Consider the following 24,753-nt stretch of genomic DNA (forward strand, 5'->3'; position numbering starts at 1 on the left):
ATATGCTGACTTTTTTACCTGGGCCGGTACTCTTTATAATCAGTTTGTCGCTATTGATCATCAATACCCTAGTATGGAGCTCATTGTTAACCATTGGCGGCGTGGCAAAATTATTACTGCCGTTCTTGCTTGCACGCAGACTATTAACCCGAATAATGAATCGTTTAATGTGGTCATGGGCCACATGTAACGGCGGCATTTTATATTTAATCTCAAATATTGAATGGGATGTAAAAGGGCTCGATAAACTTGACCCTAACGGCTGGTATTTACTGATCAGTAATCATGTCAGTGGCTTTGATATTGCCGCCCAAACGTACGTATTGCGTAACCACATTCCAATGTTGAAATTCTTTTTAAAAAAAGAACTGCTCTATGTGCCAATAATGGGCCTAGGTTGCTGGGCGCTGGACATGCCGTTTATGAACCGAACGAGTGCGGCTAAGCTGAAAAAGAATCCAAAATTGAAAGGTAAAGATCTTCAAACGACCCGCAAAGCCTGCGAACGTTTCAAACACATGCCAACATCGATTATTAATTATGTTGAAGGCAGTCGCTTTACCGAAGAGAAGCGTCTGCGTCAGAATTCACCGTATCGCCATTTATTACGCCCTAAAGCCAGCGGCATTGCCTTCACGCTATCTGCGATGGGCGAACAGTTTACCAGCCTGTTAAATATCACTTTGGTTTATCCAGAAACATCGAAAAAAGTACTGGCTAATGTCATGCATGGACGTACCAAAAAAGTGATTATGCGTGTTGAAGTACTCCCGGTGCCGCGAGTTGACCCACAGATCTATTTTTCAAGCCCGGAAACCCGTGTCGAATTTCAGCGCTGGTTAAATAGACTTTGGCTAGATAAAGATCAGCAAATTGATGACATAAAAAAAGCTTACCTACAGCAACAACGTAATCAAAGTGATTAAATCGTCAAAAAACCGACAAATGACGATTTTCTGTTGCGTTAAACGTGTAAAACTGTCAGTTTTAGAAGGAAAAAGAGTTTATCTATAACTCAATTCTTAAAATTAATTAACAACTGAATACGTAAGGTTTAATTTAGCGTTTTTTTGTTAATATAATTAGAATTTATCGCAGCCTTATCAATGAAGTTTTTATAGGTGAAATTTGAATTTTCGTGTATTCATGCTGTTAGCACACAGGCTAATATTGGTCATAATATTGATTTTTTCGGTGTCTGTTGCAGCACAAAAAAATGATCCTTATAACGGTCTAACCGAAGTAAAGTTTGACCACTTCGATACAGAAGGAGGCCTTAATCAAAACACGATTACTCGCCTGTTTATGGACAGTTCGGGGATGTTATGGATAGGAACTCAAGACGGTCTGCACGGCTATAATGGCGTTGAGTTTACCTTATACTTAAAACAACAAAAAAGCAGTAATTCTATATCGGGAGACTTGATCACCGACATCTTGCAATCGCCCGATGGGGATTTATGGGTAGGCACCTTCAATAATGGCCTCAATAGACTCAATCTCACTAGCGGAAAGTTCACTCAGTTCAAACAAAATCAAGGTTTAACAGAACTTCAGGTGACCCACCTTGCTGTCATTGGCGATACCTTATGGGTAGGAACACGTTCAGGTCTGTACATACTCTCCCTAAAAACAGAAAAAATTATTCCCGTCAGTTTAGCGAATAACATCACCCCTAATATTACCAGTATTGCCAATGTTGATGATAAGTACATTGTCGTCGGCACTGAATCTCATGGCACATTTTCCATTGATAGTAACACCATTATTCGGCTTGATATTCCCGTTAACAAGACAGTAAATCAAATCAAGTCAAGTTCAATTTATTCTGTTTGGCTGGCCATTGATAATCAAATTTGGCGCTACAATTTAGATACTCAACAAAAAGAACTGATATGGTCTAGTGATAATAATTATGGCAACAGCCGTAGGATTACGGACTTAGTGGTGATAAATGCCAATCAGATTTTTGCCATTGGAACTAATACAGGCCTGTTCCAACTCGACTTTATTGATGGTCAGTGGCACAGCAGAGTTTATAAGCATAATCCACAAAAACTCAATAGCATCAGTGCCAATACCCTACAAAGCTTAATGCTAGACCAAAACGGTACCCTATGGATTGGCACGGGGTATTCGGGCATCGATAAGCTTAATCTCAGCCATCAATACTTTAGCCACGTTTACGATGACCAAACCGATTCGTCAGGTATGGCAAACATGATCCGCACTATTTTTCGGGATACGCAGCAACGCCTGTGGATAGGCACCGATGGTGCTGGGCTCAAATATTTGGCCCCTCATGATAACCAATATCACTACATCAATGAGTTATTTGCACAGTCACTCGCGATACCAGTAGAACAATTATCGTTAACAGTGCATGACATTGTCCAAGATAAACAAGGTTTACTGTGGTTTGCCACCAATGTGGGACTATTTACCCTAGACAAGAATAACACCCTGCAGCAAATCAAACCTGCAAACGAACAGTTTCATGCCGATACTCAGATACGCAGTTTAGCCTTTGATGACAAAGATCGTTTATGGATAGCAAGCTCGCAAGGTTTGTATTTTATCTCTGAGTATACTAACCGCATGATGGCCTATAACTTCGGTTTTCAAGCTGACTTTTCGCCGTTCAAATACCAAATCATTAAGCTCTATTTTAGCCAAGGTTATTTATGGCTAGGAACAATGGGCGGAGTGGTAAGGCTCTCGGCTGAAGAACAAAAGCTCGACTTTCTAAATCATGATCCCGACAATCCACATAGCCTCAGTGACAACCGCGTTAGAGACTTTTTACTGGCCGAAAATGGCGACTTTTGGGTGGCCACTCACGGTGGTATAGACAAACTAACCCTAGAATACGGTACGTTTAAATTTCAACGAATGGACGTCAACGCTGATGGCAGTAGTAATACGGTTTACGCTATTTTAGAAGACGACAAACACGATTTGTGGCTAAGTACTAACTCGGGCGTTTCACGTTTTACCCCTAGTAATCAAAGCTTTATTTCCTATAACAAATTCGAAGGCCTGCAAGCTAATGAGTTTAATGGTGCGGCCAAGTTTAAAGAAGCAAACGGCACCTTATGGTTTGGCGGTATTCGAGGCCTTAACCATTTTAACCCTACCACTATTCCAATTCAGAGAGCCGAGAACAAACTGGCGCTGACAAAATACACTATTGGAGACACCCAGCACCCTATTCACGACTTAAGCCATGCTCCCCACATTACCATGCCTTATGAAAAGCAACTCATCAGCTTTGAAGTCGGATCGCTTAATTTTAGTTACCCTGAATTAAGCCGTTTTAGCTACTTTTTAGACGGTTATGATATCGATTGGCGTGAACTATCCCATGGGAACGAAATCACCTATACCAACTTACCACCAGGTGAGTACCGATTAATGGTTCGCCATGCATTAGGGACTAATAAATACAGTCAATACACCCTCAATGTGGATGTGTCAGTGGTGCCACCGATTTATATGACTCACGCGGCTTATGCACTGTATGTGACCGCTGGGTTATTATTTATTATTTGGTTTTTTGCTGCAAAACAGAAAAAGTTGGCTAAACAACGTGAGTTTGACAGCAGTATTCGCGCCTCTGAAGAGCGCCTAAAACTGGCGCTTTGGGCTTCGGGCGATGGCATGTGGGACTGGAATATCAAAGAGGGCAAAGTTTACCGAACCAACATAATTGAGCCGATGAATTTATCGTTAGAAGATCAATTATTGATTAAAAATATTGATCCAGAAGACAGGCCTCGAGTGCAAAAACTGCTTAACGATCATCTAAATGGTGACAGTGAGTTTTTTGAAGCCGAGTACCGCGTAGAAACCAAACCTGGAGAGTGGGCCTGGGTACTAGACCGAGGTCAAATTGTTGAACGAGATAAAAATAATATCCCAGTGCGAATGGCGGGCACTCATAAAGATATTACTAGCCGTAAGCTGACCGAAAACGAGTTAAAACTATCGTCACAAGTCTTGTTTAGCATGAATGAAGCGGTTGTCGTCGGCGAACTTGACTACCAAATACGTTCCGTTAATCCAGCTTTTAGCCGCATTACCGGCTTTAAACACCGTGATGTAGTCGGCAAGCATTTCTTATTTTTAACCATGGGTAAGCAGTCTCGCGAGTTTTATAACTCAGTTGAAGCCCAGCTCTTAAGACACAAGCATTGGGCCGGCGAAATACACATTCGAACTCGCGACCGTCGCGGTATCCTTGCATGGTTGGAAATAAACCAAGTTATTAATAACAAAGGTGAGACAAGTCATTTTGTGGCCGTATTCACCGATATTACCGCACGTAAAAAAGCGGAAGAAGATTTACGGGTACTGGCTAACTTCGATCCACTGACTGGATTGCCTAATCGTACGCTATTCCAAGACAGGCTCAATCAAGCGGTCACTAAAGCACATCGTTCAAATAGTATTGTGGCATTGTTATTTTTAGATCTTGACCGATTTAAACATATCAATGACTCAATGGGACACCACATTGGTGATTTACTGCTTAAAGCCGTCGCCCATCGCCTACAAAATGCGGTACGAGATGGCGATACCGTTGCACGTTTAGGCGGTGATGAATTTACCATTATTTTAGAAGGGGTAGCAAAAACGAAAGCCGCTACTATTATTGCTGAAAAAGTGTTAAATGCATTCCAAAGCCCTTATTTGCTTGACGATAAAATTCTGACTATCTCACCGTCAATTGGTATCAGTTTGTATCCTGAAGATGCAGAAGATACGACCTCGTTGATAAAATACGCTGATACCGCCATGTATCACGCTAAATCACTGGGCAGAAATAACTTCCAATTCTATACCAAACAATTAAACCAATATGCGACACGCTACGTCGAACTAGAAGCTGGCCTTAAAAATGCCATGCAAAACAATGAGCTATATTTAGTTTATCAACCTAAATACGATATAAAAACCGAAAAAATTATCGGCCTTGAAGCCTTAATGCGTTGGGAAAGCCCAGAACTTGGCTTGATTTCACCGGTTGAGTTTATCCCACTTGCGGAAGAAACCGGCATCATTAATCAGATTGGTCACTGGGCGATTAACCAAGCCTGTAGTCAGCTGGCACTATGGCACCAACAAGGCTTTGAGCATATCTCTGTTGCCGTTAACCTTTCTGCCAGACAGTTAAAAGTCGATATTATCTCGATGATAGAGGTCGCATTAGCAGTATCTGGGCTACCGGCAAGTGCCCTAGAGCTAGAATTAACTGAATCAATGATTATGGGTAACCCACAAGAATCAGTCACTGTGCTGTCACAACTCAAAGCCTTGGGGTTAACCATCGCAGTAGATGACTTTGGCACTGGATACTCAAGCTTAAGCTATTTGAAACGCTTCCCAATTGATACCTTGAAAATTGATCAAGAATTTGTGCGAGATATAACTGAAGATCCTGACGATGCAGCAATCACTAGCGCCATTATTACCTTGGCTCATAGTTTAGAACTTAAGGTTGTGGCTGAAGGGGTTGAAACCCAAGCACAATTAAATTTCTTACGTGAAGGAGGCTGTGATCAAGTGCAAGGCTTCTTGCTCAGCAAGCCATTGAACGCTGTTGATTGCCTGGTATTATTAACCAAAGACAAAGCTGCCATTAGTCATTTTTAAGACAAAATAAAAGCTCCATTTAGGAGCTTTTATTAAAGTGCTACCGATAGAATGAACTAGGGTGCAACACGCTCAATACGCTTTACCCAACCCGCTGGAGCTGGCATGTGGCCTTTTTGTAGCTCAGTGAAGACTTTATAGATACGTCGGATGTTGGGTCCAACGTTGCCATCACCGACAGTGATAATGCGTCCATCTTCAAAAATATATGAACTCACAGGGGACACCACCGCGGCAGTACCAAAACCGCCGGCTTCAATAATTTCGCCAGACTCAATATCAGCAATAAACTTATCTAACATCACCGTTTCTTGTCTTACTTCACAACCCAGCATATCCCCAAGTTCCATAATGGATTGAGAGGTAATGGATTTTAAAATGGTATCAGTGAATGTCGGAATAATCACAGTGCCATCTTTTAAAATGTGGAAGTGATTCATCGCGCCAGCTTCTTCAATTTGAGTATTGGTTGAATCCAAATACAATACCTGCGATGCACCATATTCTACAGCCGCTTTACCAGCACGCAGTGAGGCAGCATAGTTACCCGCCGCTTTTGAAGCACCAGTACCACCAGATACTGCACGGTGGTACTTAGTACTGATTAACAAGCGAATACCATTATTTACCCCTGAGGCATAATAAGCCCCAGATGGGCTTAACATGACACAGAATGTGTATTGCTGACTTGGACTAACGGATAAACGATCTTCGGTTGCAAAGATAAACGGCCGAATGTATAAACATGCGCCATCTTGCTGCGGAAACCACAAACGATCAACATCAATAAGGGCATTGATTGCCTTCACTTGCATACTTTCATCGATATTCGGAATACACACGATATCGGCAGAACGGTTCATCCGCTCTGCATTTTTGTTTAAACGAAAAGTGTAAATCTCGCCGTCTTCGTGCATAAAGGCTTTTGCGCCTTCAAAAATTGATTGACCATAGTGCAGTGACATTGCACCTGGTGCCATTTCAAACGGGCCGTAAGGGACTATACGCGGATCACACCATTGACCATCACGATAATCCATTAAAAACATGTGGTCAGTACGAAGCCTGCCAAAACCCACATCGCCTTCTGGCTTAAATGGTTCTGTGCGGCGCTCTGACGCAGATTTTAAATTATATTTTATGTCCATTACATACCACCTTAAAAACTGAGCTTGCAGACTATGGAGGCTAGAGATTAATGTCAAGTCGAAGCCCTAGATCCTCAATCAAAATACGTCAATTGAGCGTAACAAGCATCAATATTTTTATTCATATAGTGACAGACATCGTGCCTAGAAATTATTATAACAAAGTCTTTTATTGTCATGGTTGACAGCTAAAAATACCTCGAACAAAGATAAAGTACAATATAGTACGATTTATTGAATATATTTTAGCCACTTAGTTTTAAAGGCTATTCCTATAGGCCTTGACACTGCTAGAATCGGGATTCCATCCCGAAACGTATAGGACTCCCCCCATGAGCCTTGAATTATTGACCCAACTGGAAACCAAAATCCAGGCGACTCTCGAAAATATTGAGCTACTAAAAATGGAGCTTGATGAAGAGAAGCAAAAGAACCAAGCGTTGACGTTACAGCAACAAGAATTGACACAAAAAAACCAACAATTGCAGCAAGACCTAAACTCTTGGAGTGATAAGGTCAACGGCCTTGTTGGTTTATTGAATAACGAGATCTAAATGGATTGATGCTGCTGTGATTGGATTTCAATCAAGGCATTTAGTTCACGGATAGCCTGCTTAACTTTTGGCAGGTTTTTTTTTGTGTGTAGAAAGCGACCCTTATCAAATTCAAGTAGCCCTAAGTCTTTTACCCAAATCACTCCACTTAAAAAGATCCTAGCATGCTTAACGATTAGTTTCGGTGCATAAACAGGGAACATTCTCATACGACTTCCTCCAAGAAGATACATGCGCAAGGTGCGATGAAATAACAACGATAAGCCATGTATAAGTCAGAAATGGAACTATCCAAAGCGCATATAAAAACACGATTCACTTTCTTGTTAAACACAACTTGAATGTCATCAAATTGGACAACTTGATGTCGAAAGAGTTTCATTAACTTGCCATTTTTTGTTCTAACAAATCACATAAGCAACTACGGCATTTTAATGACACTTGTCAATATTTTGACATCATGTTATTATCTTCGATGTTACTCAGGGTAAAAAAGAGTTATTTGACTCATTTCCGTATTGTCTTTTATAGACATGCGGTTTTTTTTGCCTGTTGTAGTCTCAAACTCATACCATTTAGCAACACAATCGGCGATCTTACCGAACCACATGGCTGAAAACGCCATACTCATAAGCCTTGCTAGTCACCGATAACGACATCTTAATTACCCCTCCACCCAAACGTATCTCAAACAGCTCCTCTTTATGCTAAAGGCATTGCATTACGTTCAATAAACAGATGATTAACACGTCAATTCACTTGGCTAATGGCTCTACGGGCAGTTTGAGAACCGGTTATTATCTTGAGCTGAGGTTAAATAAAAAAAGGAGCCGAAGCTCCTTATTTAAATAACCCATTTAGCTTAGATTACTTTTTGTTCATTGTCGCTAAGTAGAATGCGATATCAATTAACTCGTCATAAGATTTAATTGAGCTGGTTTCTACTCGGTATTTACCATTAACAACTAATGAAGGAACACCCGAAATTTTAGCGTTTTCAGTATCGCGCTTCATTTTCGACATCTGTGCGTTAACCATAAATGAATTCGCCGCAGCATCGTAAGCTTTAGCCTCTACGCCATTGGCAATAAATACTGCTCTGATATCGTCTGGGCGGGTAAACTGCTGACGCTTATCGTGGATAGCACTAAATAATGCCGTGTCAATTTTCTCATCAACATTAAGCTGCTGCGCAACCGCAAAAGCACGTGACATTTCTACGCCCATTTGGCGACCAATAAACTCAACGTGAGCTTGATTAAAGCTGACACCTTCGGGTAAATTCGCTTCAATTTTAGGCACTACGGTTTTAGCAAAGTTAAAACAATGGGGGCAAAAGAATGAGAAAAACTCTGTGATTTCTGGTTTGGCTGTTTCAGGGCCTTCATTAATCACAGTGTAATGCACACCTTCTTTATAATCGGCAGCCATCGCAACCATCGGCGCGAGCAGGAGTGCTGCGGCCATCAATAATGCTTTTTTCATTTTACTTCCTTCTAAGTAGGCAAAAATATCAATACGCTGGCTCTATCATAGTCTAGCGTTAGTCTTTAACTCAATCGTTAGCTAATTGTATTTGTAACTAAATACTATTAGGTAGTGATTATGAAATATTGTTAATTAAAACTGGGTAAACTCAATGGTGGCTCGTTCAGTGCCGATAACTGCTCTTTAAATGCCAGCGTTTGTTGTTCCCAGTATTTAATATCGGCAAACCATGGAAAATTCATTGGAAAGGCAGGGTCCTGCCAACGCTTGGTTAACCACGCGTTATAGTGCACCATCCTGAATGCCCTTAACGGCTCAATCAGTGCCAATTGCTTAGCATCAAAATCACAAAATTCTTGATATCCCTCTAATAGAAGATCAATTTGCAATAACTGTTGCTGGCGATCTCCGGTTAACATCATCCACAAGTCTTGTACTGCTGGGCCTTGCCTGGCATCGTCTAAGTCGACAAACCCAGGTCCAGTTGGTGTCCATAAAATATTACTCGGATGTAAGTCGCCGTGCAGGCGTATCGAGGTAAACTGGTGTTGCTGCCAAATCTGCTTGGCTTTATCTAATACCTGCTCAACTACCGTAAAAAAAGCCGTTTGCATCGAGCTGGAAACAATCCCACTTTCACGTAAATAGCGATAAGACTCATCGCCCAAAATGGCTGGCGTGAGCGGTTCACGATACACAAAGGGCTGCCTTGCGCCATATTGATGAATACGGCCAATAAAGCGGCCAACCGATTCAAGTTGCTCAAGATTGTCGACTTCAAACGCGCGCCCGCCAATAGAGGGGAAGAGTCCAAAACGATAACCTTGATACTCAAATAAGGTTTTGCCCTCAATGACGACTGGAACGGCTATGGGGATGTCTTCAGCGGCTAATTCTAATGCATAATCATGTTCTTCTTGAATTTGTTCATTGCTCCAACGATGTGGGCGATAAAACTTCACCACATAACGAAGGCCTTGATCACAGCGGAACTGATACACCCTATTTTCATAACTGTTTAACGCTAATAACCCCGTCTCAGGGTAGATGCCTATGCTTTCAATCGCATCAAGAATGAGATCGGGTTTCAGTGCCTGAAAATGAAATTCTGCGCCGGTACAGTTGTCCATGTATGCCTTCTTAAGTCGTTTGAATATGTGGAGCAAGTAGCGTTAACAAAAACGCTAATACGTCTAATTCTTTCGCATTATCGGTAGAAATCCAACAAATATCACCATAAAACTCGTAATGTAACCATAAAGGACTTCCTTCAAAATTGAGCAACCATTGATGACGATCCGCTCCCCATTGGCGATCACGGATGTCGCAATCAAGTACAGCCGCTAGCGGTTCGGCAAATCGTTCAAATTGCTCAAAATCCACTTCAGCTTGAATAACAATACTTAATGCTTGCGGATCTAATTGGGCTGAAAGTAATTTCATAATCGACTCAGGTAAAATACATTAATTAACTGCTACAAGACATAATTAAGCCTTGTCCCCAGTCGGGTGGGCGTTTGGCAAAGTCTTCCATCTCGGGCTGTTCGTCATAAGGACGGCGTAAAAGTTGCTGGAGTTGTAATAATTTGCTGTTATCACCGTTCTCTTCTATATCGATAATGGCTTCTTGGGCTAGGTAATTACGCAAGATGTATTTCGGATTGACACTGTTGCGCTCGCATTGCCACCCGTGAATATCTGCCACCTCACCCACTCGGTCTTGGTAAGCTTTATACCAGGTATCAAAGCCAGCAACATCGACCATATCGTCCCGTAAAGTAGAATGTGAGTGACTCGGGTCCAGCTGACCAAAACGGCGTAAACTATTGGTGTAATCAAGCTGGTTAGTTTCCAGTAAGACGGTAAATTGCCCCAACAACTGCAAATCATGTTTATCGAGCTCAGCTTGAGCCTCTTGACTGAGAGGTTTTGCGCTAAGATCTTGTGAATTAAGTGCATGTAAACTCGCGGCTTGATGCAATCCCAACTTGCCACGCATAAGGCGTAAATACTGCTTAACCAGTTCAGATTGATAAGTATTTAGCGCTGCAATTAAATCGTCAGACTCAATAATGGGCGTTAATGCTTGGGCCAAACGTTTGAGGTTCCACAACCCTACTGCGGGTTGCTGGCCAAAGGCATAACGGCCTTCGTGATCAGAATGATTACAAATAAAGCCTTCTTTAAAGGTGTCTAAGAAAGCAAAGGGCCCAAAATCAAAGGTATCACCGAGTATCGACATATTGTCGGTATTCATCACGCCGTGAGCAAACCCGACAGACTGCCAGTGTGCAATCATTTTAGCGGTAGATTGCACTATCTCATAAAACCATTGTTTGTAACCTGCGGCATCTGTTGATAAATGCGCAAAATGCTGCTTAATCGTAAAATTAACCAATTGAGAAAGCTTGCCAGTATCACCTTGTTCGCCATGACAAAAATATTCAAAATGGCCAAACCGAATGTGGCTTTTAGCCAAGCGCACCGTTATGGCGGCCGTTTCTTGGCTTTCACGCCAAACGGGTAAATCGGAGCCAATAACCGCTAACGCACGGCTGGTAGGTACATTTAGCGCAGCAAGCGCTTCGGATACTAAAAACTCGCGCACCGCAGAGCGCATTACCGCACGACCATCACCTTGGCGAGAATACGGCGTAGGGCCACCGCCTTTTAAGGCGACATCCCAAGCGCCATTTGGGCCAATGGCTTCGCCTAATATAATTGAGCGACCATCGCCCAATCTGGGGGTATAGCCACCAAATTGATGACCACTGTAGACTTGAGCATAATAGCTCGCACCAGGCGCGGCATAGTTAGCCGATAACTGCATTAACAATTCAGCATTAGGCTTTTCTAAACCAATCAGTTGAGCAGCATCATCACTCCAACCAAGCCAATGAGGATTACTGATTGGCAAAGGATAAACTTGTGAATAAAAGCCTTCTAATTGTTCAAAAAAATCTTGCTTAAATTGCATCATCCACAACTCCTGCAACTTGGCTTTTACACTGCAATTGCTGCTGTTCATCTACCTGACACAGCTCTGCACACACAAAAGCTTGCTCTGCGGGCACTGAAGACGCTTGTAAACGTAACATTCCTGTACCTTTGGCCTGGCATTGCTCCAATGAATCGTAATAACCAGCAATATGGTCTTGCTGTACTATTTTCGTAGGAACAGGTGCTTGGTCTGCAACATAAAATAAGGTCCATTGTGGAGTACGAAAACAACCGGCAAGTAAGACCACGGTGGCAGTAATTAGCAATATTTTAGTCAATGTACGAGTCATTAATGTCATTTTTAACCTTGAAATCATTGGATCTGAAGCAACAAAAAAGCGAACCAAGGTCCGCTTTCCTTTTGAATATCATACCTGATATCCATCCAACAGTATTGAATAGCCTGTTAGCTCACTTTAGTTTTAGCCTTTTCGATACGTTTTATTCGCCCTTCAAACCCAGTGACAGTGCCATCGGTTAACTGGTATTCAAGCGCTTGTTGACAGACCTTAACTGCCTCATCAAACTGACCCACGTCGTTCAACAAGGTCGATAATTGCATAAACGCCGGAGATTTGATTTCATCAGTATTTTGTTGGGTGATGTTTTGCTGATGTAATAAGCGATATAATGCTAAATAGGTCGACTGTAAGGCCGCACCATATTGACAATAATCAGCTTGCTTGCGCATCTTATAGCAATGGTTAATCACACTGACTAATTCACTATGCTGATGTTGAAGATCGGTGGCAATGTTGGCAGCATCAACCTGTTGTACAAAGCTCTCGCTTGCCCAATCACCTTCAACACTGACTAGATCCAATAGCGACCCTTTATGGTTTGACACTTCAACCGCGGGGGTATCAGGCACTATGGCCTCAACATGACTCTTGCTCACTTCAGCCACAGCGACAGTATCCTTTGATGCTGCTTTTGGCTCGCAAACAACATCTGTTTGCTGGGTGTCTGCTGCTGATATGTTGGGTTCAGTAAGAGCAGCCTCGACAGGCTCATCAACAGACACGGCTGAATTAAGTTTATCGTTATCTACAGCTCGGTCTGATAATGCATCATCGTCAACCGATTTATCACTGGCGGCATGCTCAGGCTCGGTTATCGTAGTCTCGTCTGTCGCGGCTAACGTTTCAGATTGAGCTACCTCACTGGATGATGAATGCGGTGTAACATTACGATCGGTTTTATCAAGTTCTTGTTTTGCCACCGCTTGAGTGCGTCTGTATAGATACAGAGCAATTGCAATCAATATGACAATTAAAATTACCTTCATTAGGCTTCCACCTTGCTGATTATATGCCGTAGCACATGATTTTATCTCACTCACAATACTCATTGTGAGGCAATGTACGGTTTTAATGATACCGCGCTGTTTTTTTAAGCACCATTCATTATTGTTTCAATGTACACTATAAAATCAAGTATTTATGTATTTTAATCTATAACAAGTCATAGACAACCTATCATTTAGCATCAGTTTCAATCATTTTTGCGATCCAAACCTCAAAAAATGACATTTTGCGCATAAGCTCAAAATTAAATAAGCTAAGTTTGCTAGGTTCAATTGCCAAGCTTACACTATTAATATCCGACTGTTTTACTAAGGTATTTAATAAGAGATAATATTATGAGTGATAAAGAATTATTAAGTGGTAAATTACTCTACGAATTCCGAACAATACAAGCTATGGTCGAAATATACTGTAAAGCGCACCACCCGCTCAAGCCGTCCCAAGGTGTATGCCAGCAGTGTAGTGAGTTTTTAAGCTATGCCAATACTCGCCTAGATCGTTGCCCATACGGCCAAGATAAACCCACTTGCAATAAATGCCCTGTCCATTGTTACAAACCTCACATGAAGCAAAGAGCGCGTGAAATCATGATGTTTTCTGGGCCCAAAATGCTATTACCTCATCCTATTTTGGCAATTAAGCATTTACTTGCTGAGCGTAAACCGGCACCCGGTTTACCACCAGAAAGAGTCTCAAACAGGCATTTACGAAAATCTGAGCAAAGTTAACCACCGGAAACTACTCGGTTTGCAGAAAGTAGGTTAGTATTCACTATCGTCAAAGAGAGTGAAAATGAACCAATTTAACGATTTCTTCATTCAAACATACTGGTGGCTTTCCTTACTCGGAGGCATTCATTGCCTTGGGGTAGGCCTGTATGTTCATTATATTTACCAAAGCACGACTCGCAGCAATAGCCTGCTAGCCGGAATGTTCTTACTCATAGGTTGTTATTTTTTAACCGGGTTGCTAACCCAAGAAACAACACCGATCCCAATCCATTTAGCGCTTACTCTCTTTATTCCTGTCTATTTTTTACTCATGCCCATGCTGTACTTATATTGTAAAAGCAGCTTAACGGAAGAAGACTATCAACCGCTATTAATCAAGCATTTTGCTTGTGCGATTATCGTTGCATTAGTGACCAGTTCAGCCATATTATTTCATATCAGTATTGACCCACAAACCTCAAATAACACCATCGGTTCTCTAGCTGAGTTAAACAGCATTAGTCTATTGGCTTTGACCTTACCCATATTATTAATGCTACAAACTATTATCTATTTTTGGCTGATTTACCGCTTATTGTCTCACTATCGCCCCCAGTATTTGGCCAATAGGCAACCCAATTTGCAAGTGATACGTTTTCGCTGGTTAAGTGTATTAACCATTGGTATTCTGATTAATTGGGTGTTGCGCATTGTATTGGTGTATTTACCATTTTACTTGGGTGATTCAGTCTCTTTGTTAATCCAAGCGGTAACACGTTTAAGCCTATTACTGACTGTATATGTGTTTGCTTTATATGGTATCCAGCAAGTCACGCGAGCAGCCTATTTGCGCGGCACACTCAACGCCACCAAAAAAGCAGCGACACCAACCACAGAGCAGCTTCTGGACCAGGAAGAAATAACCTATTTACATGATTTAATGCTGGATGAGGATGAGAGCGACGCTACCGATTTTTCAGCAGATCAATCAGCAGCAGATCAGGGCGACAAAAAAGACTAGTGCTACAGAAAAAACAGCTGATTCTCCTGAACACATCACGTTGAACATAATGATCAACGTCTGCTGGCGCCCGCCGACATAAATGTTTATTAACACCCGTCATTTTAGGGTTATGCTATTCTATGGTGAGTTTTACCATGACAATTTAGTCACTGAGGTTATTTATGAAACGTTCAATTAGCTTAGTTGTTTCCAGTTTACTCGTGTTATTAAGCTTCGCGTTTTCAGCTCCTAGTTTTGCAAACGAAGATGCTTATAACGATGCTATTACTAATTTTAAAAAAGCCAATGAAAGCCGCCATTTATTTGATACTGCTTATGGTTATGCCATCTTCCCCACCGTAGCCAAAGGCGGTATCGGGATTGGTGCCGCATATGGAAATGGTCGTGTATACCAAAGCGATGCTTATATGGGGGATTCCACGTTAACCCAGCTATCCATTGGTTTTCAATTAGGCGGACAAGCCTATAGCGAAATTATCTTTTTTAAAGATGCTAAAGCTTATAATGATTTCACCAGCGGTAGCTTTGAATTTAGTGCCCAAGCATCTGCCGTAGCGATTAACGTTGGTGCCAATGCTCAAGTCGGTACTACGGGCAATTCAGCTGGTGCAGGGCAAGCAGGCAGTAACCACACTGCAACAGCCGCTTATATCAATGGCATGGCAATATTTACCGCCGCAAAAGGAGGCTTAATGTTTGAAGCCGCCCTAGCAGGTCAGTCATTTACCTTTGATGGCAAGTAACCGCTGCTAGTCTTAACACTCGTTAAGTACATAACATTCAGGCTGCCATTGGCAGCCTGAATTATTTGGAAAGAGTGGTTTATTAACGCAGAATCCAAACAATGACATTTGCATATACAGAGTAGCCTAGCTAACTCGTTTGTGGACAAAAGTGTGTTTAAGATATGGCCTGCGGCCACTAACGTCGTGGCGCGTCGCCCACACCAGACCAAAAGGAAACCAACGGCAGTTCCCTCTTAACTCTTTATAAAAGAATTAGCCCTGCCGCCCCGCAACATTTTCCCTATTTACTTAAACAACAGATGCGAAAAGGTCGCCATGGGGATTGATCCAGCTTTTAAATTCATTTGTATGCTGCTTCGGCCCATCTTGTAATAAAGAGTGAAAATGCTAACGCTTCCGATGGTACATCCTGTACCGCGAAAGCTAGCTTGACGCCCTGTCAGGCTCACGCATTCTTTTATAAAGAGTCTTCAACGGCCTCAAGTTCAGAGTTGAATTTATAAATTTCTAAGCAAAGCTAACTGATTTTTGTACATTTTAGAGTTAGAGTGATTATTAAATGGATAACCCAATAATTAATGAATCTAGGGTAACTCCCACATTTTAGGCTGGTTTGGAAGCTGAAAAAAAACAGTCCTACAACATGTGAAAGCTTTTAATCACACCCCCACAGTCATTAGCATTAAATACAATGCTCATGACTGTGGATGGTTATAGAAAACACATCTCAATTCACTAAGTAACGTTAGTACTACTATCTAGCAAATGTTTCATGTCATTTAATCTACTGATAATCAGATTTTTTCTTCCATCTCTACATAAGTATCCATTGCGAATGAGATTATTCATCAATGAAGAGGTTGTTTGACGCGTAGTCCCTATTAGCAGTGAAATATCTTCCATACTTAAATCACATTCGAATCTCAGTCCGTCGGCAGTTTGCTCACCCGACGCTTGTCCCCATGACAGCACAAACTCGATTAATCGATGTCTAGCATCATGAAATATTAGACCCTCGATGATATCCAAAGTACTGCCTAATACTTCCCCTAAAATCCCAGTCATCACCATAGAGAACTCTGGAAATTTTGTGATCTTATTACGAAATATATCAGCCCCCACAAGCATCAATCTCGAATCCTTGCATGTTTCCAAAAATGCTCGAGTATGTGTGCTGAATATATCACCGGGTTCAAGAAAACAGAGGGTAAACTCCCGGCCTTCGTAAGACAGATATACGCGTATCCGACCAGAAGACACAATAAATACCTCATTGCTTCCCATACTCGGTATACTAAATAGCTGTCCTTTTGGAAAGTTTTTACATCTGAACTCATCCAGAAACCCTTCATATTTAGGCTCTTTAAGCTTCTCAATCGTATTCATTCGTGACATTCTCATTTTTGATTGCATGTCATGATCTCCTTATTATTTGAAAAGAATATTCTATTAAAGCCCTATCAGCCCGTTTATTTTACTCATCAATAATTTGTCTAATTGTTGATATCTAAATCGAAGGGTCCAGCACAGCAAATACCTTATAGTTCATATCAACGCTTATATACTCAACTTTAATTGTGTCCAATCTGATACATTTTACTATATTCATTAGAACAGCAGGACAGGCTTTAACAGGCAACCCTACCTTTCGGTACAGGAAATGCAAGGATCGATACTGTTTACGATCAAAGATACGTCAGACACTTTTTCTCCCTTCATCATCACATGTAATGCATCCCAATTAGGATAACTTGGTACCCGCCACTTCATACGCTCAGGTTTGTCACTGCCATCGGTCTTCAGATAATAAAGAAGTTCTCCTCTGGGCGCCTCGCTTTTGGCAATAGCTTCCCCGGCAGGAATCACTGGTAATCCGGTTATGCTAATCAACCCCTTTGGTAATGACCTCAGACACTGCTCAATCAATGACAGAGCAACCACAACCTCATCAAAACGAACCATAGCACGGGACCACACATCACCATCTGGACGACTCTGAACCTCAAAATCCAATTTATCATAAGCGGCATAGGGTGCGTCTTTTCTAACATCGAGAACGATGCCTGATGCCCTAGCGACAGGACCAACTAAACCAAAATCCAATGCTTCGGCCTTGGATATTACCCCTATTCCTTTGGTACGCATTAAAATGAATTTATTGGTGGTGTAGATCTCCTTAATCTCTTCTATCGGCTTCTTAATTCGTTCAATTTGCTTTAGTAAGTAAGCTATTTTATCTTCGTCGAGGTCATATTTTACTCCGCCAATACAAATTGCCCCCAAGTCCATCCGATTACCATACACAGTCTCTTTGACATCCTGCATTATTTCTCGAGTCTCAAGCACATGCATAAACAGCGAGTCATACCCGATAATATGTGCCATGATGCCGATATTAAACAGATTCGATGCCACTCGCTTTATTTCATCAGCAATAACTCTGAGATACTGGCCGCGTTCGGGTACTTTTATGCCAGCAATTTCCTCCAAAGCCATGCAATACGTCGTCGGATGACTGTTGGAGCACAGCGAGCATAATCGCTCTGTCAGAGTGATGTTCTGATAGAAGTTTCTCTTCATAGCAAGGTATTCGAGCCCACGATGTACGTGTCCAGCAGTAATCTCAAGTCCGATTATAGTTTCACCTTCAACTTCTACCTTGAAATACATGGGTTCTTCCAATGCAACATGTATTGGACCTACAGGTAATTTATAACTTGTCATTTGGCTGTCCTCTCTTGTCCATTATATTTTCCCACAATGTTTTGGTACTGGCGGCATTAACCATCGCTGAATAAGGAATGAAGCGTTGGAGCACCGCCGGATCGATAGACTCATCGATGAACAGGCGTCTGGGATCTGGATGCCCTTCAACTTCTATGTCATACAATTCCATAAATTCGCGTTCATTCCAGTCAGCATTGCGAAAAATAGGTGTCAAGGAGGAAATAGTCTTGTTGTCACCGATCAGCTTTACCGTTGCCGTCAGCGTAGATCCGTGTATATCAAAATGATAGGCAATTTCATGGTCCTCAGACGGCAAATTCGCCTTCAGCTGATAGGCTGTAATTGTACTTAGGCGGCCACCAAGATCTTTAACAATTTGGGCCATTAACTGTATATCTTTTACTTTGTCTACCTTACACCATAAAGTGTGCACTCCTTTGTCGTTGATGCGAATCGTCAGACTACGATCCCCCTGAATCGAGGTGTGCAACATAGTTTGGAAACGGCTAATATCATCATTCATACTGACTCTCCTTTTATCAATAGTTTTGTCGACAGCTCACGACGGCAATCAGGGCACATCCGTCCCAATCGCTTAATCATTTCATTTGAGCTCTTATAGGCAACAGCATTGAGTTGTTGACTGGTAGGAATTATTTTTTTCCTGCACTGCACGCATTGAATCAAGGCAACTGTTCCGGTTTCTGTCATGGTGTACTTATCTTCTTGTTTATGTGCTAGGTGCCAATCCTCAGTAAGCTTTATCGCTTTAGGCACACAATAGTGCTCACACAGGCCGCAGAAAGTGCAGGTGTTGTGCCAGAGAGTAAATTCCAGACCATTAGGTGAATCATGAAAGCGAATGGCACCTCCTGCACACACGTGTTCACACATACGACAACCAGTACAAGCTGTTTCATCGAAACGGATGCGGGCTCGGAGCCCCTTTGGAGTGAAGGTTCCACCAAAAGGAAACGGATCCGTCGATGGGCCCTTAATTAAATTCTGTAATAATACTTTTAGCATTTTCATCTCAGCCTCCTACAAACGTTGCTTCCAGATCTCTATGGCCATTGCAATACCTTCAAGAATGGCTTGGGGGCGTGGGGGACAACCGGGAATATTAACATCGACATCAATATATTTATCTATTGGACCTTCAATGGCATAGCTGTCACGAAACACCCCACCAGAAATAGGACATATACCCACTGCAATCGTAACTTTAGGATCAGGAATTTCCTGATATACCTGCAGTACTTTATCTTTAATTCTGGCCGTCAGTGGCCCAGTGATCAGAACGATATCTGCATGTTTCGGAGTGCCGCAATACTGGCATCCGAGACGCTCCACGTCATAACGTGGAATAAGTGCAGTTGTTGCCAATTCCACATCACATCCATTACAGGAGCCTGCATTGATCCGGTAAAGCCATGGAGAACGCACGGACACTTTCGATAAAAAACTCATTTGCAATCACCCTTATCCTTTAAATACGACCAATAATAATCCCACGATGCCGAGCAACTCAGGCCATTTGAAATAAAACAGAAAAGCCTGATCTATACGCATACGCCCTACCGAGGCTCGCAGTAGACTTTTAGTCAATAAAAACAAAATTAAACATTTGAATACAAATCCGATCAGCGCCATCATCCCGGTCGCATTACCCGGTATGAACATCACGATTCCCAGTGCCAATACCACCATGGTTTTCATCGTCGACATGATCTTAAACAATGCCAGAGCGGGCCCAGAATATTCACATAGGGGGCCCTCAAGTACTTCAGACTCAGCTTCAGGTATATCAAATGGGGGAATCCCAAGATTCGCCGGAATAATACTCAGATAAGCCAACACCGCGGGCCACATCCATGGATCAAACAGAAATGAACCATTGTCTTGCTGGTAGTGCACTATATCCATCAAGGAGAAGGTAATCAGATCGCCCTGAGCCAGACCCGTCTTCATGGCCACTGATATCAGCACCAATAACAAAGGACCTTCATAGGCGAGCATCAATGACATCTCCCTAGAAAAACCTATTGCTCCGAAGGTTGATCCGGATGCCGAACCGGCCAGCATGAGTACAATTGCCGGCACCGTGAGTAAATAGAGCAACACGATCAGATCGCCAAACTGGCCATTGGGTTCATACACCCCCACAATTGGCACCAGTGCTATCGCTAGACACATGCTACAGGCACCTATCATAGGCAGAGCCAAAAATAGAGTCCGTGGTGCGCCAATCGGCACCATTGATTGTTTGGACATGAGTTTTAAAATGTCGAAAAAGGGCTGTAATAACGGCGGTCCCACTCGCCGTTGCAGCCTAGCAACGACTATTCGGTCAACTCCCTTGAGCAGTAGACCAAATACCAAAACGGCAGCGGCCACAGGAAACAACACCAAAGGTGCCAATACTGCTTTGAGTATTAACGTATTCATTACTTCTAACATCATCGTCTCCTTATGCCTGTTTCTTGCTAAACAGCAAGGTACGGATCAGTTTTTTCGGGGCTTCATAGAGGCTAGAAGCATTGACATGGGCATCTGCTGAATCGATATCAGTCACACCACAGCTGTGCAAGTGGATATCGACTATTTGTTGGTTACTCAAACGATAGAAGAGCCAGCCAAATACACTTAGCAGGACTAACATCAATGTCAGAGTTATTGGGTGCCAACTTCCGGGACCAGGTAATGCTCCAAACCAAGTAACATCAATACTGCCAAGCCCCATGGAAGACATTATTTCTGAGATAGGTACCAGTAAAATCCCAGGAAATATACCCACCAACAGACTCATTCCGGCCAGGATAAACATCGGGAAAAGCATACTGAAGGGCGCTTCCTTCACCTTCTGCGCAGCATCAGATGCTTGACCTAGGAACGCAACATGAGTGAATTTCAAAACGGCGGCTAAGGTAAACATGCTCGACATCAGTGCGCTAAGCCCAAGTAAAAAGTGCCCAGATTGGAATGCGGCCTGGTAAATGAGCCACTTGGAAGCGAAGCCATTAAGTGGTGGCACGCCAGATAATGACAAGCCTGCAAACAAGAACAGTCCAAAGGTATAGGGCATCTTTCGCCCTAAACCACCGAGCTTATCTAGGCTGTCAACATGAAGCTGGACCAAGATACAACCCGCCGCCAGAAAGAGGATGTTTTTCAAAAACATATGATTGACTAAGTGCATCAGACCTCCGGCGATGCCTAGGGGAGATGATAATGCCAATCCAAGCATGACATAACCTAATTGACTTACCGTACTATAAATAAGCAATCGTTTGATCCCTGTCTGGATCATTGCCATTGCACCGGCATACAGCAAAGTGATCGAGGCTATGACTGCAACTGCATACATCAAATTTGACAGTTCACCACTGGTTCCTAGCTTGCCAAAAACAGCCGCACCACCCATCAATGCGAAGAATTTGAGTACACCATAGGGCCCGCTTTTCAGCAAAACAGCTGAGATATAGCCGCTGACCGGAGTGGGCGCTGTTGGTGGGTGCATCTGGAAATCAATACGCAAAGGTAGTTGGGCAGCTTTCATTAGCAAACCTGCCAAAATCAACACTAATGCCGTGCCTAACCAAGGTAAAGGCATGAGCTGCGCAGCCTCAGCAATCTGACTAAAATCAAATGAACCGCTGCGGACCGACAACATCACAACTCCGAGGAACATGCAGCTGGCACCGATAAAATTAAAAATAAAGTACTTAAAGCCTTCGTTCAGAGAATCCTGGGTTTCTTCATGGATAATCACAAAATACAGCGTCCAGCTGCTCATAATTTCCCAGAAGGCAAAGAAGTTGAATAAGTCGTTACTTGCGGTTACCCCCAACAGGCCACCAATCATAAAGACAAAGAAAAAGAAAAACCTATTCTGAGCGTGTCCATGTTGCATATAACCGATGGAATACAATAGGTTCAAGATGCCGACACCTGAAATAAGCAGGGCAAACCAAAATGAAAGCAAATCGTAACGCTCGGCTTCAAACAGTACAGCGCCTAATGCCAATGCCATTACAATCATCGAAGTGATCCCTGCACGAGTTGAACCAGACTTACCGACAAAGTAAACCAATATTGACCCGCCACAGGCAATGAGAGCACTGAGAGACCAATTCAGGGTTAAATCGGGTATGGAGATCTGTTCAATGGTTCCCCGGCTTGCAAAAAGCTCCACTACCGGTTGCACTAATAACATACCTAGCTGCGGAAATAATCCACCTAATACGACCAATGAGGCAAGTATGGCGGTCGCAAGACGCATAGAAACCGGCGCCTCCGTAATATCGGGGCCATTATATGGCTCAAAAAATAGCACTCTGATTATTCGAATATAGTAAATAGCGCCAATAATGCTCCCGAGCAAAATCATAATTGGCAGAATTAAGTTTCCTGTTTGCACAGCAGCATAGACCATCAGAAACTTACTGAAAAAGCCGCTGAATGGAGGTAGTCCCATAATCGCCAAAATCCCTATAGCGAAACAACAGCAAGTGAATGGCATCTTGCGGCCAACCCCTTTCAAGTCGACAAGCATCTTGCTTTTCATTCGGAAAATTACGGCTCCGGCCGCAAGAAACAGTAAACTTTTAAATATGGCATGATTCATCACGTGCATCATTGCACCAGCAGTACTTAGATGACTTCCAATCCCAAGAATAGCGACAATTTCCCCTACCTGAGCCAAGGTTGAGTAAGCCAGTATTCGTTTAAGATTCTGTTCTTTCAGCGCCTTAACCTCGCCATAAATAAAGGTCAACCCTCCCAATGAAGAGACAATTAAACCAACAGAAAAACCTCCTATGGCAGAGCTTAAACTTGCTAAAGCTCCTGTGCCAAAGACAACAAACAGCACCTTAGCAAGGCCATAAATGCCCGCTTTGGTTAAAATGGCTGACATAGGTGCAGAAATTGAAGATGGGGCGACAGGATGTGCATCAGGTAACCAGCTGTGCATAGGAAATAAACCCGCTTTTACCCCCAAACCGATAATAAAGGTAGCTAAGACCGTTAGCGCGATAGGGGGCGTAAGCTGATTAATCCCCTCACCAATCACATCCATCTCGAAACTACCGAGATTGGCATGCAAAACCAAAATACCAAAATGCATGATATATGCACCGGACACACACATCAGGAAGTATTTCTTCCCCGCCTTTAGCGCTTCATTAGTCTGTTCATGAACCACCAAGAAGTATGAACTCCAGGTCATCAACTCCCAAAACAGATAGAAGTTGCCAAAGTCTGTTGCACTGGTAACACCTAGCAATGAGCCTGTCATTAGGAACAAGAAGAAATAGTAGCGATTGCATTGCTCATCACCGCGCATGTATGAAAGTGAGTAAATAACTACAATCAAGCAAATAAAAGCAAATATTAAGCCGAACAAGTACGACAGACTGTCCACACCTTCGACATTGAAAGCGAGTATCAAAGTAAGACCAGAAATAACTACAGCAAGGGCATTGCGCAAAGTTGGAGAATAGCGACCAACTGCAAAAAGTATAAATCCGCCCAGATAGGGCGCTAGCACCAATGGATTCCATGGAGATTCAAATTCAGGTAACACCACGTTACTCACATCTGACGATAATGACTCAACAAAATGCAGAAATGGCTCAGGGAATAGACTCATGAAGATGGTCAGGACTGTAAGACAAAAAATGGTAGATATTACCAGTCTGGCTTTCGGGACGGAGAAATCAAAGTTTAACTTATTATCTGATTCTGCCAGTTTTTCAAGGCAGACTCGCTGTATGACAATAAGATAATATACCGATGCAATAATACTGGCTAATGTTCCCACTAAAGCCAGCAACCACTGCCCCTGTTCTACCGCGCCATAAAGAATCAAGAACTTACTAAATGAGCCTTTAAACGGAGAAAGCCCCATCACAGAAAAGAGTCCAAAACCAAATATCGTCGCTACTACCGGCATTCTATGTCCACTGCCAGCTAACTTACTAAGACTCGATGATCCCGTCCTTTTAATAAGATACCAAGCCGACACATATACCAACATGCGCATCACTGACTGGAAGCAAAGGTGAAGCATTGCACCTGTTTCTGCTGCCTCATTTCCCAAACCGAAACCCAGCATCACATAACCAAGTTCCGCTAATGTTGAAAACAACAGCATCTTTTTGAGACAGTGGACATTTCTTAATGTCCACACCTCGCCAAGCAGCAGAAGCAGCGCTCCTCCCCAAGCTAGAATCGAATTATCAAGCATGTTATTCCCCGTTATATTTGTTTGATAGTGAATATAATTCGGGACAAATTTAATTCAGATAGGGGGGAGGATCTGTCGCCTTGCTGACAGTAGAGTGTCATTAAATTTCGTAGCATAGCTTTACATTAACAACTGGTGCGATAA

General features: G+C 42.5%; 22 protein-coding genes. 6 read left to right on the forward strand and 16 right to left on the reverse strand.

What is annotated here, in order from left to right; genetic code table 11:
* Window positions 1–2: 2 nt before the first annotated feature.
* Together yihG and AAEZ02_RS10775 are read left to right on the forward strand one after the other, a co-directional pair.
* Complete coding sequence (gene yihG, locus AAEZ02_RS10770) at window positions 3–926, forward strand: 1-acylglycerol-3-phosphate O-acyltransferase, YihG family (RefSeq protein ID WP_351123039.1); 924 nt, start codon at window positions 3–5, stop codon at window positions 924–926.
* Window positions 927–1,146: 220 nt separating this feature from the next.
* Complete coding sequence (locus AAEZ02_RS10775; protein ID WP_502959335.1) at window positions 1,147–5,655, forward strand: EAL domain-containing protein; 4,509 nt, start codon at window positions 1,147–1,149, stop codon at window positions 5,653–5,655.
* Between the two features lie 56 nt (window positions 5,656–5,711).
* Here the strand turns inward: AAEZ02_RS10775 and AAEZ02_RS10780 are convergent, their stop codons facing one another.
* Window positions 5,712–6,803, reverse strand: a complete 1,092-nt coding sequence (locus tag AAEZ02_RS10780; RefSeq protein WP_124013235.1) for a branched-chain amino acid aminotransferase — start codon at window positions 6,801–6,803, stop codon at window positions 5,712–5,714.
* A 332-nt stretch (window positions 6,804–7,135) separates the two neighbouring features.
* Between AAEZ02_RS10780 and AAEZ02_RS10785 the strand changes: the two genes are divergently transcribed.
* Window positions 7,136–7,357: a cell division protein ZapB gene (locus AAEZ02_RS10785; protein ID WP_101033022.1), complete on the forward strand. Its 222-nt coding sequence runs from the start codon at window positions 7,136–7,138 to the stop codon at window positions 7,355–7,357.
* On the opposite strand, the gene AAEZ02_RS10790 is transcribed toward AAEZ02_RS10785, so the two are convergent.
* From AAEZ02_RS10790 to AAEZ02_RS10825, 8 genes are all read right to left on the reverse strand, one after another.
* Window positions 7,354–7,566 (reverse strand): DUF1107 domain-containing protein, encoded by a 213-nt coding sequence (locus AAEZ02_RS10790; RefSeq protein WP_101033023.1) that lies wholly within the window; start codon window positions 7,564–7,566, stop codon window positions 7,354–7,356. The two genes, AAEZ02_RS10785 and AAEZ02_RS10790, sit on opposite strands and share 4 nt — an antisense overlap.
* A 269-nt stretch (window positions 7,567–7,835) precedes the next feature.
* Window positions 7,836–7,982 (reverse strand): hypothetical protein, encoded by a 147-nt coding sequence (locus AAEZ02_RS10795; protein WP_164839410.1) that lies wholly within the window; start codon window positions 7,980–7,982, stop codon window positions 7,836–7,838.
* 242 nt (window positions 7,983–8,224) lie between these two features.
* Window positions 8,225–8,842 (reverse strand): thiol:disulfide interchange protein DsbA/DsbL, encoded by a 618-nt coding sequence (locus AAEZ02_RS10800; RefSeq protein ID WP_124013234.1) that lies wholly within the window; start codon window positions 8,840–8,842, stop codon window positions 8,225–8,227.
* A 131-nt stretch (window positions 8,843–8,973) separates the two neighbouring features.
* Entirely contained in the window at window positions 8,974–9,975 is a 1,002-nt protein-coding gene (locus tag AAEZ02_RS10805; RefSeq protein ID WP_101033025.1) for a serine/threonine protein kinase, read from the reverse strand.
* Between the two features lie 10 nt (window positions 9,976–9,985).
* Complete coding sequence (locus AAEZ02_RS10810) at window positions 9,986–10,288, reverse strand: DUF3630 family protein (RefSeq protein WP_101033026.1); 303 nt, start codon at window positions 10,286–10,288, stop codon at window positions 9,986–9,988.
* Window positions 10,289–10,313: 25 nt separating this feature from the next.
* Window positions 10,314–11,822, reverse strand: coding sequence for a protein adenylyltransferase SelO (locus AAEZ02_RS10815; RefSeq protein WP_351123066.1), 1,509 nt, complete (start codon window positions 11,820–11,822; stop codon window positions 10,314–10,316).
* Window positions 11,812–12,144: a hypothetical protein gene (locus tag AAEZ02_RS10820; RefSeq protein WP_124013233.1), complete on the reverse strand. Its 333-nt coding sequence runs from the start codon at window positions 12,142–12,144 to the stop codon at window positions 11,812–11,814. The genes AAEZ02_RS10815 and AAEZ02_RS10820 overlap by 11 nt, the downstream gene beginning before the upstream one ends.
* 107 nt (window positions 12,145–12,251) lie before the next feature.
* The gene (locus AAEZ02_RS10825; RefSeq protein ID WP_351123042.1) at window positions 12,252–13,133 is read right to left on the reverse strand and encodes a prolipoprotein diacylglyceryl transferase; all 882 of its coding nucleotides are present in this window, start codon (window positions 13,131–13,133) and stop codon (window positions 12,252–12,254) included.
* 354 nt (window positions 13,134–13,487) lie between these two features.
* On the opposite strand from AAEZ02_RS10825, the gene AAEZ02_RS10830 reads away from it, so the two are divergent.
* From AAEZ02_RS10830 to AAEZ02_RS10840, 3 genes are all read left to right on the forward strand, one after another.
* Entirely contained in the window at window positions 13,488–13,880 is a 393-nt protein-coding gene (locus AAEZ02_RS10830) for a nitrous oxide-stimulated promoter family protein (RefSeq protein ID WP_101033029.1), read from the forward strand.
* A 64-nt stretch (window positions 13,881–13,944) separates the two neighbouring features.
* Window positions 13,945–14,883 carry a hypothetical protein gene (locus tag AAEZ02_RS10835; protein ID WP_198554759.1) on the forward strand — a complete coding sequence of 313 codons (939 nt, stop codon included), beginning with the start codon at window positions 13,945–13,947 and terminating at the stop codon, window positions 14,881–14,883.
* Between the two features lie 164 nt (window positions 14,884–15,047).
* On the forward strand, window positions 15,048–15,629 hold the full coding sequence (locus tag AAEZ02_RS10840) for a YSC84-related protein (protein WP_101033030.1): 582 nt from the start codon (window positions 15,048–15,050) through the stop codon (window positions 15,627–15,629).
* Window positions 15,630–16,367: 738 nt separating this feature from the next.
* On the opposite strand, the gene AAEZ02_RS10845 is transcribed toward AAEZ02_RS10840, so the two are convergent.
* The 7 genes from AAEZ02_RS10845 to AAEZ02_RS10875 form a co-directional block, all read right to left on the reverse strand.
* Window positions 16,368–17,045, reverse strand: a complete 678-nt coding sequence (locus AAEZ02_RS10845) for a Crp/Fnr family transcriptional regulator (RefSeq protein WP_124013231.1) — start codon at window positions 17,043–17,045, stop codon at window positions 16,368–16,370.
* A gap of 228 nt (window positions 17,046–17,273) precedes the next feature.
* A complete protein-coding gene (locus AAEZ02_RS10850; protein ID WP_124013230.1) occupies window positions 17,274–18,356 on the reverse strand; it encodes a hydrogenase large subunit in 1,083 nt (360 codons plus the stop codon).
* Window positions 18,343–18,882 (reverse strand): NADH-quinone oxidoreductase subunit C, encoded by a 540-nt coding sequence (locus AAEZ02_RS10855; RefSeq protein WP_351123047.1) that lies wholly within the window; start codon window positions 18,880–18,882, stop codon window positions 18,343–18,345. The genes AAEZ02_RS10850 and AAEZ02_RS10855 overlap by 14 nt, the downstream gene beginning before the upstream one ends.
* On the reverse strand, window positions 18,879–19,391 hold the full coding sequence (locus AAEZ02_RS10860) for a 4Fe-4S dicluster domain-containing protein (RefSeq protein WP_351123050.1): 513 nt from the start codon (window positions 19,389–19,391) through the stop codon (window positions 18,879–18,881). Before AAEZ02_RS10860 ends, AAEZ02_RS10855 begins: the two co-directional genes overlap by 4 nt.
* Before the next feature lie 9 nt (window positions 19,392–19,400).
* Window positions 19,401–19,829, reverse strand: coding sequence for an NADH-quinone oxidoreductase subunit B family protein (locus AAEZ02_RS10865; RefSeq protein ID WP_124013227.1), 429 nt, complete (start codon window positions 19,827–19,829; stop codon window positions 19,401–19,403).
* Window positions 19,830–19,841: 12 nt separating this feature from the next.
* On the reverse strand, window positions 19,842–20,819 hold the full coding sequence (locus AAEZ02_RS10870) for a respiratory chain complex I subunit 1 family protein (RefSeq protein WP_124013243.1): 978 nt from the start codon (window positions 20,817–20,819) through the stop codon (window positions 19,842–19,844).
* Between the two features lie 10 nt (window positions 20,820–20,829).
* Complete coding sequence (locus tag AAEZ02_RS10875) at window positions 20,830–24,609, reverse strand: proton-conducting transporter transmembrane domain-containing protein (RefSeq protein WP_124013226.1); 3,780 nt, start codon at window positions 24,607–24,609, stop codon at window positions 20,830–20,832.
* Window positions 24,610–24,753 lie beyond the last annotated feature (144 nt).

The organism is Shewanella sp. T24-MNA-CIBAN-0130 (assembly GCF_040310185.1).
GTDB classification, from domain to species: domain Bacteria; phylum Pseudomonadota; class Gammaproteobacteria; order Enterobacterales; family Shewanellaceae; genus Shewanella; species Shewanella psychromarinicola.

Bases quoted from the DNA above. Each gene is read 5' to 3' on its own strand.
- yihG (WP_351123039.1), top strand. From the start codon at position 3: ATGCTGACTTTTTTACCTGGGCCGGTACTCTTTATAATCAGTTTGTCG.
- AAEZ02_RS10775 (WP_502959335.1), top strand. From the start codon at position 1,147: ATGCTGTTAGCACACAGGCTAATATTGGTCATAATATTGATTTTTTCG.
- AAEZ02_RS10780 (WP_124013235.1), bottom strand. From the start codon at position 6,803: ATGGACATAAAATATAATTTAAAATCTGCGTCAGAGCGCCGCACAGAA.
- AAEZ02_RS10785 (WP_101033022.1), top strand. From the start codon at position 7,136: ATGAGCCTTGAATTATTGACCCAACTGGAAACCAAAATCCAGGCGACT.
- AAEZ02_RS10790 (WP_101033023.1), bottom strand. From the start codon at position 7,566: ATGAGAATGTTCCCTGTTTATGCACCGAAACTAATCGTTAAGCATGCT.
- AAEZ02_RS10795 (WP_164839410.1), bottom strand. From the start codon at position 7,982: ATGGCGTTTTCAGCCATGTGGTTCGGTAAGATCGCCGATTGTGTTGCT.
- AAEZ02_RS10800 (WP_124013234.1), bottom strand. From the start codon at position 8,842: ATGAAAAAAGCATTATTGATGGCCGCAGCACTCCTGCTCGCGCCGATG.
- AAEZ02_RS10805 (WP_101033025.1), bottom strand. From the start codon at position 9,975: ATGGACAACTGTACCGGCGCAGAATTTCATTTTCAGGCACTGAAACCC.
- AAEZ02_RS10810 (WP_101033026.1), bottom strand. From the start codon at position 10,288: ATGAAATTACTTTCAGCCCAATTAGATCCGCAAGCATTAAGTATTGTT.
- AAEZ02_RS10815 (WP_351123066.1), bottom strand. From the start codon at position 11,822: ATGCAATTTAAGCAAGATTTTTTTGAACAATTAGAAGGCTTTTATTCA.
- AAEZ02_RS10820 (WP_124013233.1), bottom strand. From the start codon at position 12,144: ATGACATTAATGACTCGTACATTGACTAAAATATTGCTAATTACTGCC.
- AAEZ02_RS10825 (WP_351123042.1), bottom strand. From the start codon at position 13,133: ATGAAGGTAATTTTAATTGTCATATTGATTGCAATTGCTCTGTATCTA.
- AAEZ02_RS10830 (WP_101033029.1), top strand. From the start codon at position 13,488: ATGAGTGATAAAGAATTATTAAGTGGTAAATTACTCTACGAATTCCGA.
- AAEZ02_RS10835 (WP_198554759.1), top strand. From the start codon at position 13,945: ATGAACCAATTTAACGATTTCTTCATTCAAACATACTGGTGGCTTTCC.
- AAEZ02_RS10840 (WP_101033030.1), top strand. From the start codon at position 15,048: ATGAAACGTTCAATTAGCTTAGTTGTTTCCAGTTTACTCGTGTTATTA.
- AAEZ02_RS10845 (WP_124013231.1), bottom strand. From the start codon at position 17,045: ATGCAATCAAAAATGAGAATGTCACGAATGAATACGATTGAGAAGCTT.
- AAEZ02_RS10850 (WP_124013230.1), bottom strand. From the start codon at position 18,356: ATGACAAGTTATAAATTACCTGTAGGTCCAATACATGTTGCATTGGAA.
- AAEZ02_RS10855 (WP_351123047.1), bottom strand. From the start codon at position 18,882: ATGAATGATGATATTAGCCGTTTCCAAACTATGTTGCACACCTCGATT.
- AAEZ02_RS10860 (WP_351123050.1), bottom strand. From the start codon at position 19,391: ATGAAAATGCTAAAAGTATTATTACAGAATTTAATTAAGGGCCCATCG.
- AAEZ02_RS10865 (WP_124013227.1), bottom strand. From the start codon at position 19,829: ATGAGTTTTTTATCGAAAGTGTCCGTGCGTTCTCCATGGCTTTACCGG.
- AAEZ02_RS10870 (WP_124013243.1), bottom strand. From the start codon at position 20,819: ATGTTAGAAGTAATGAATACGTTAATACTCAAAGCAGTATTGGCACCT.
- AAEZ02_RS10875 (WP_124013226.1), bottom strand. From the start codon at position 24,609: ATGCTTGATAATTCGATTCTAGCTTGGGGAGGAGCGCTGCTTCTGCTG.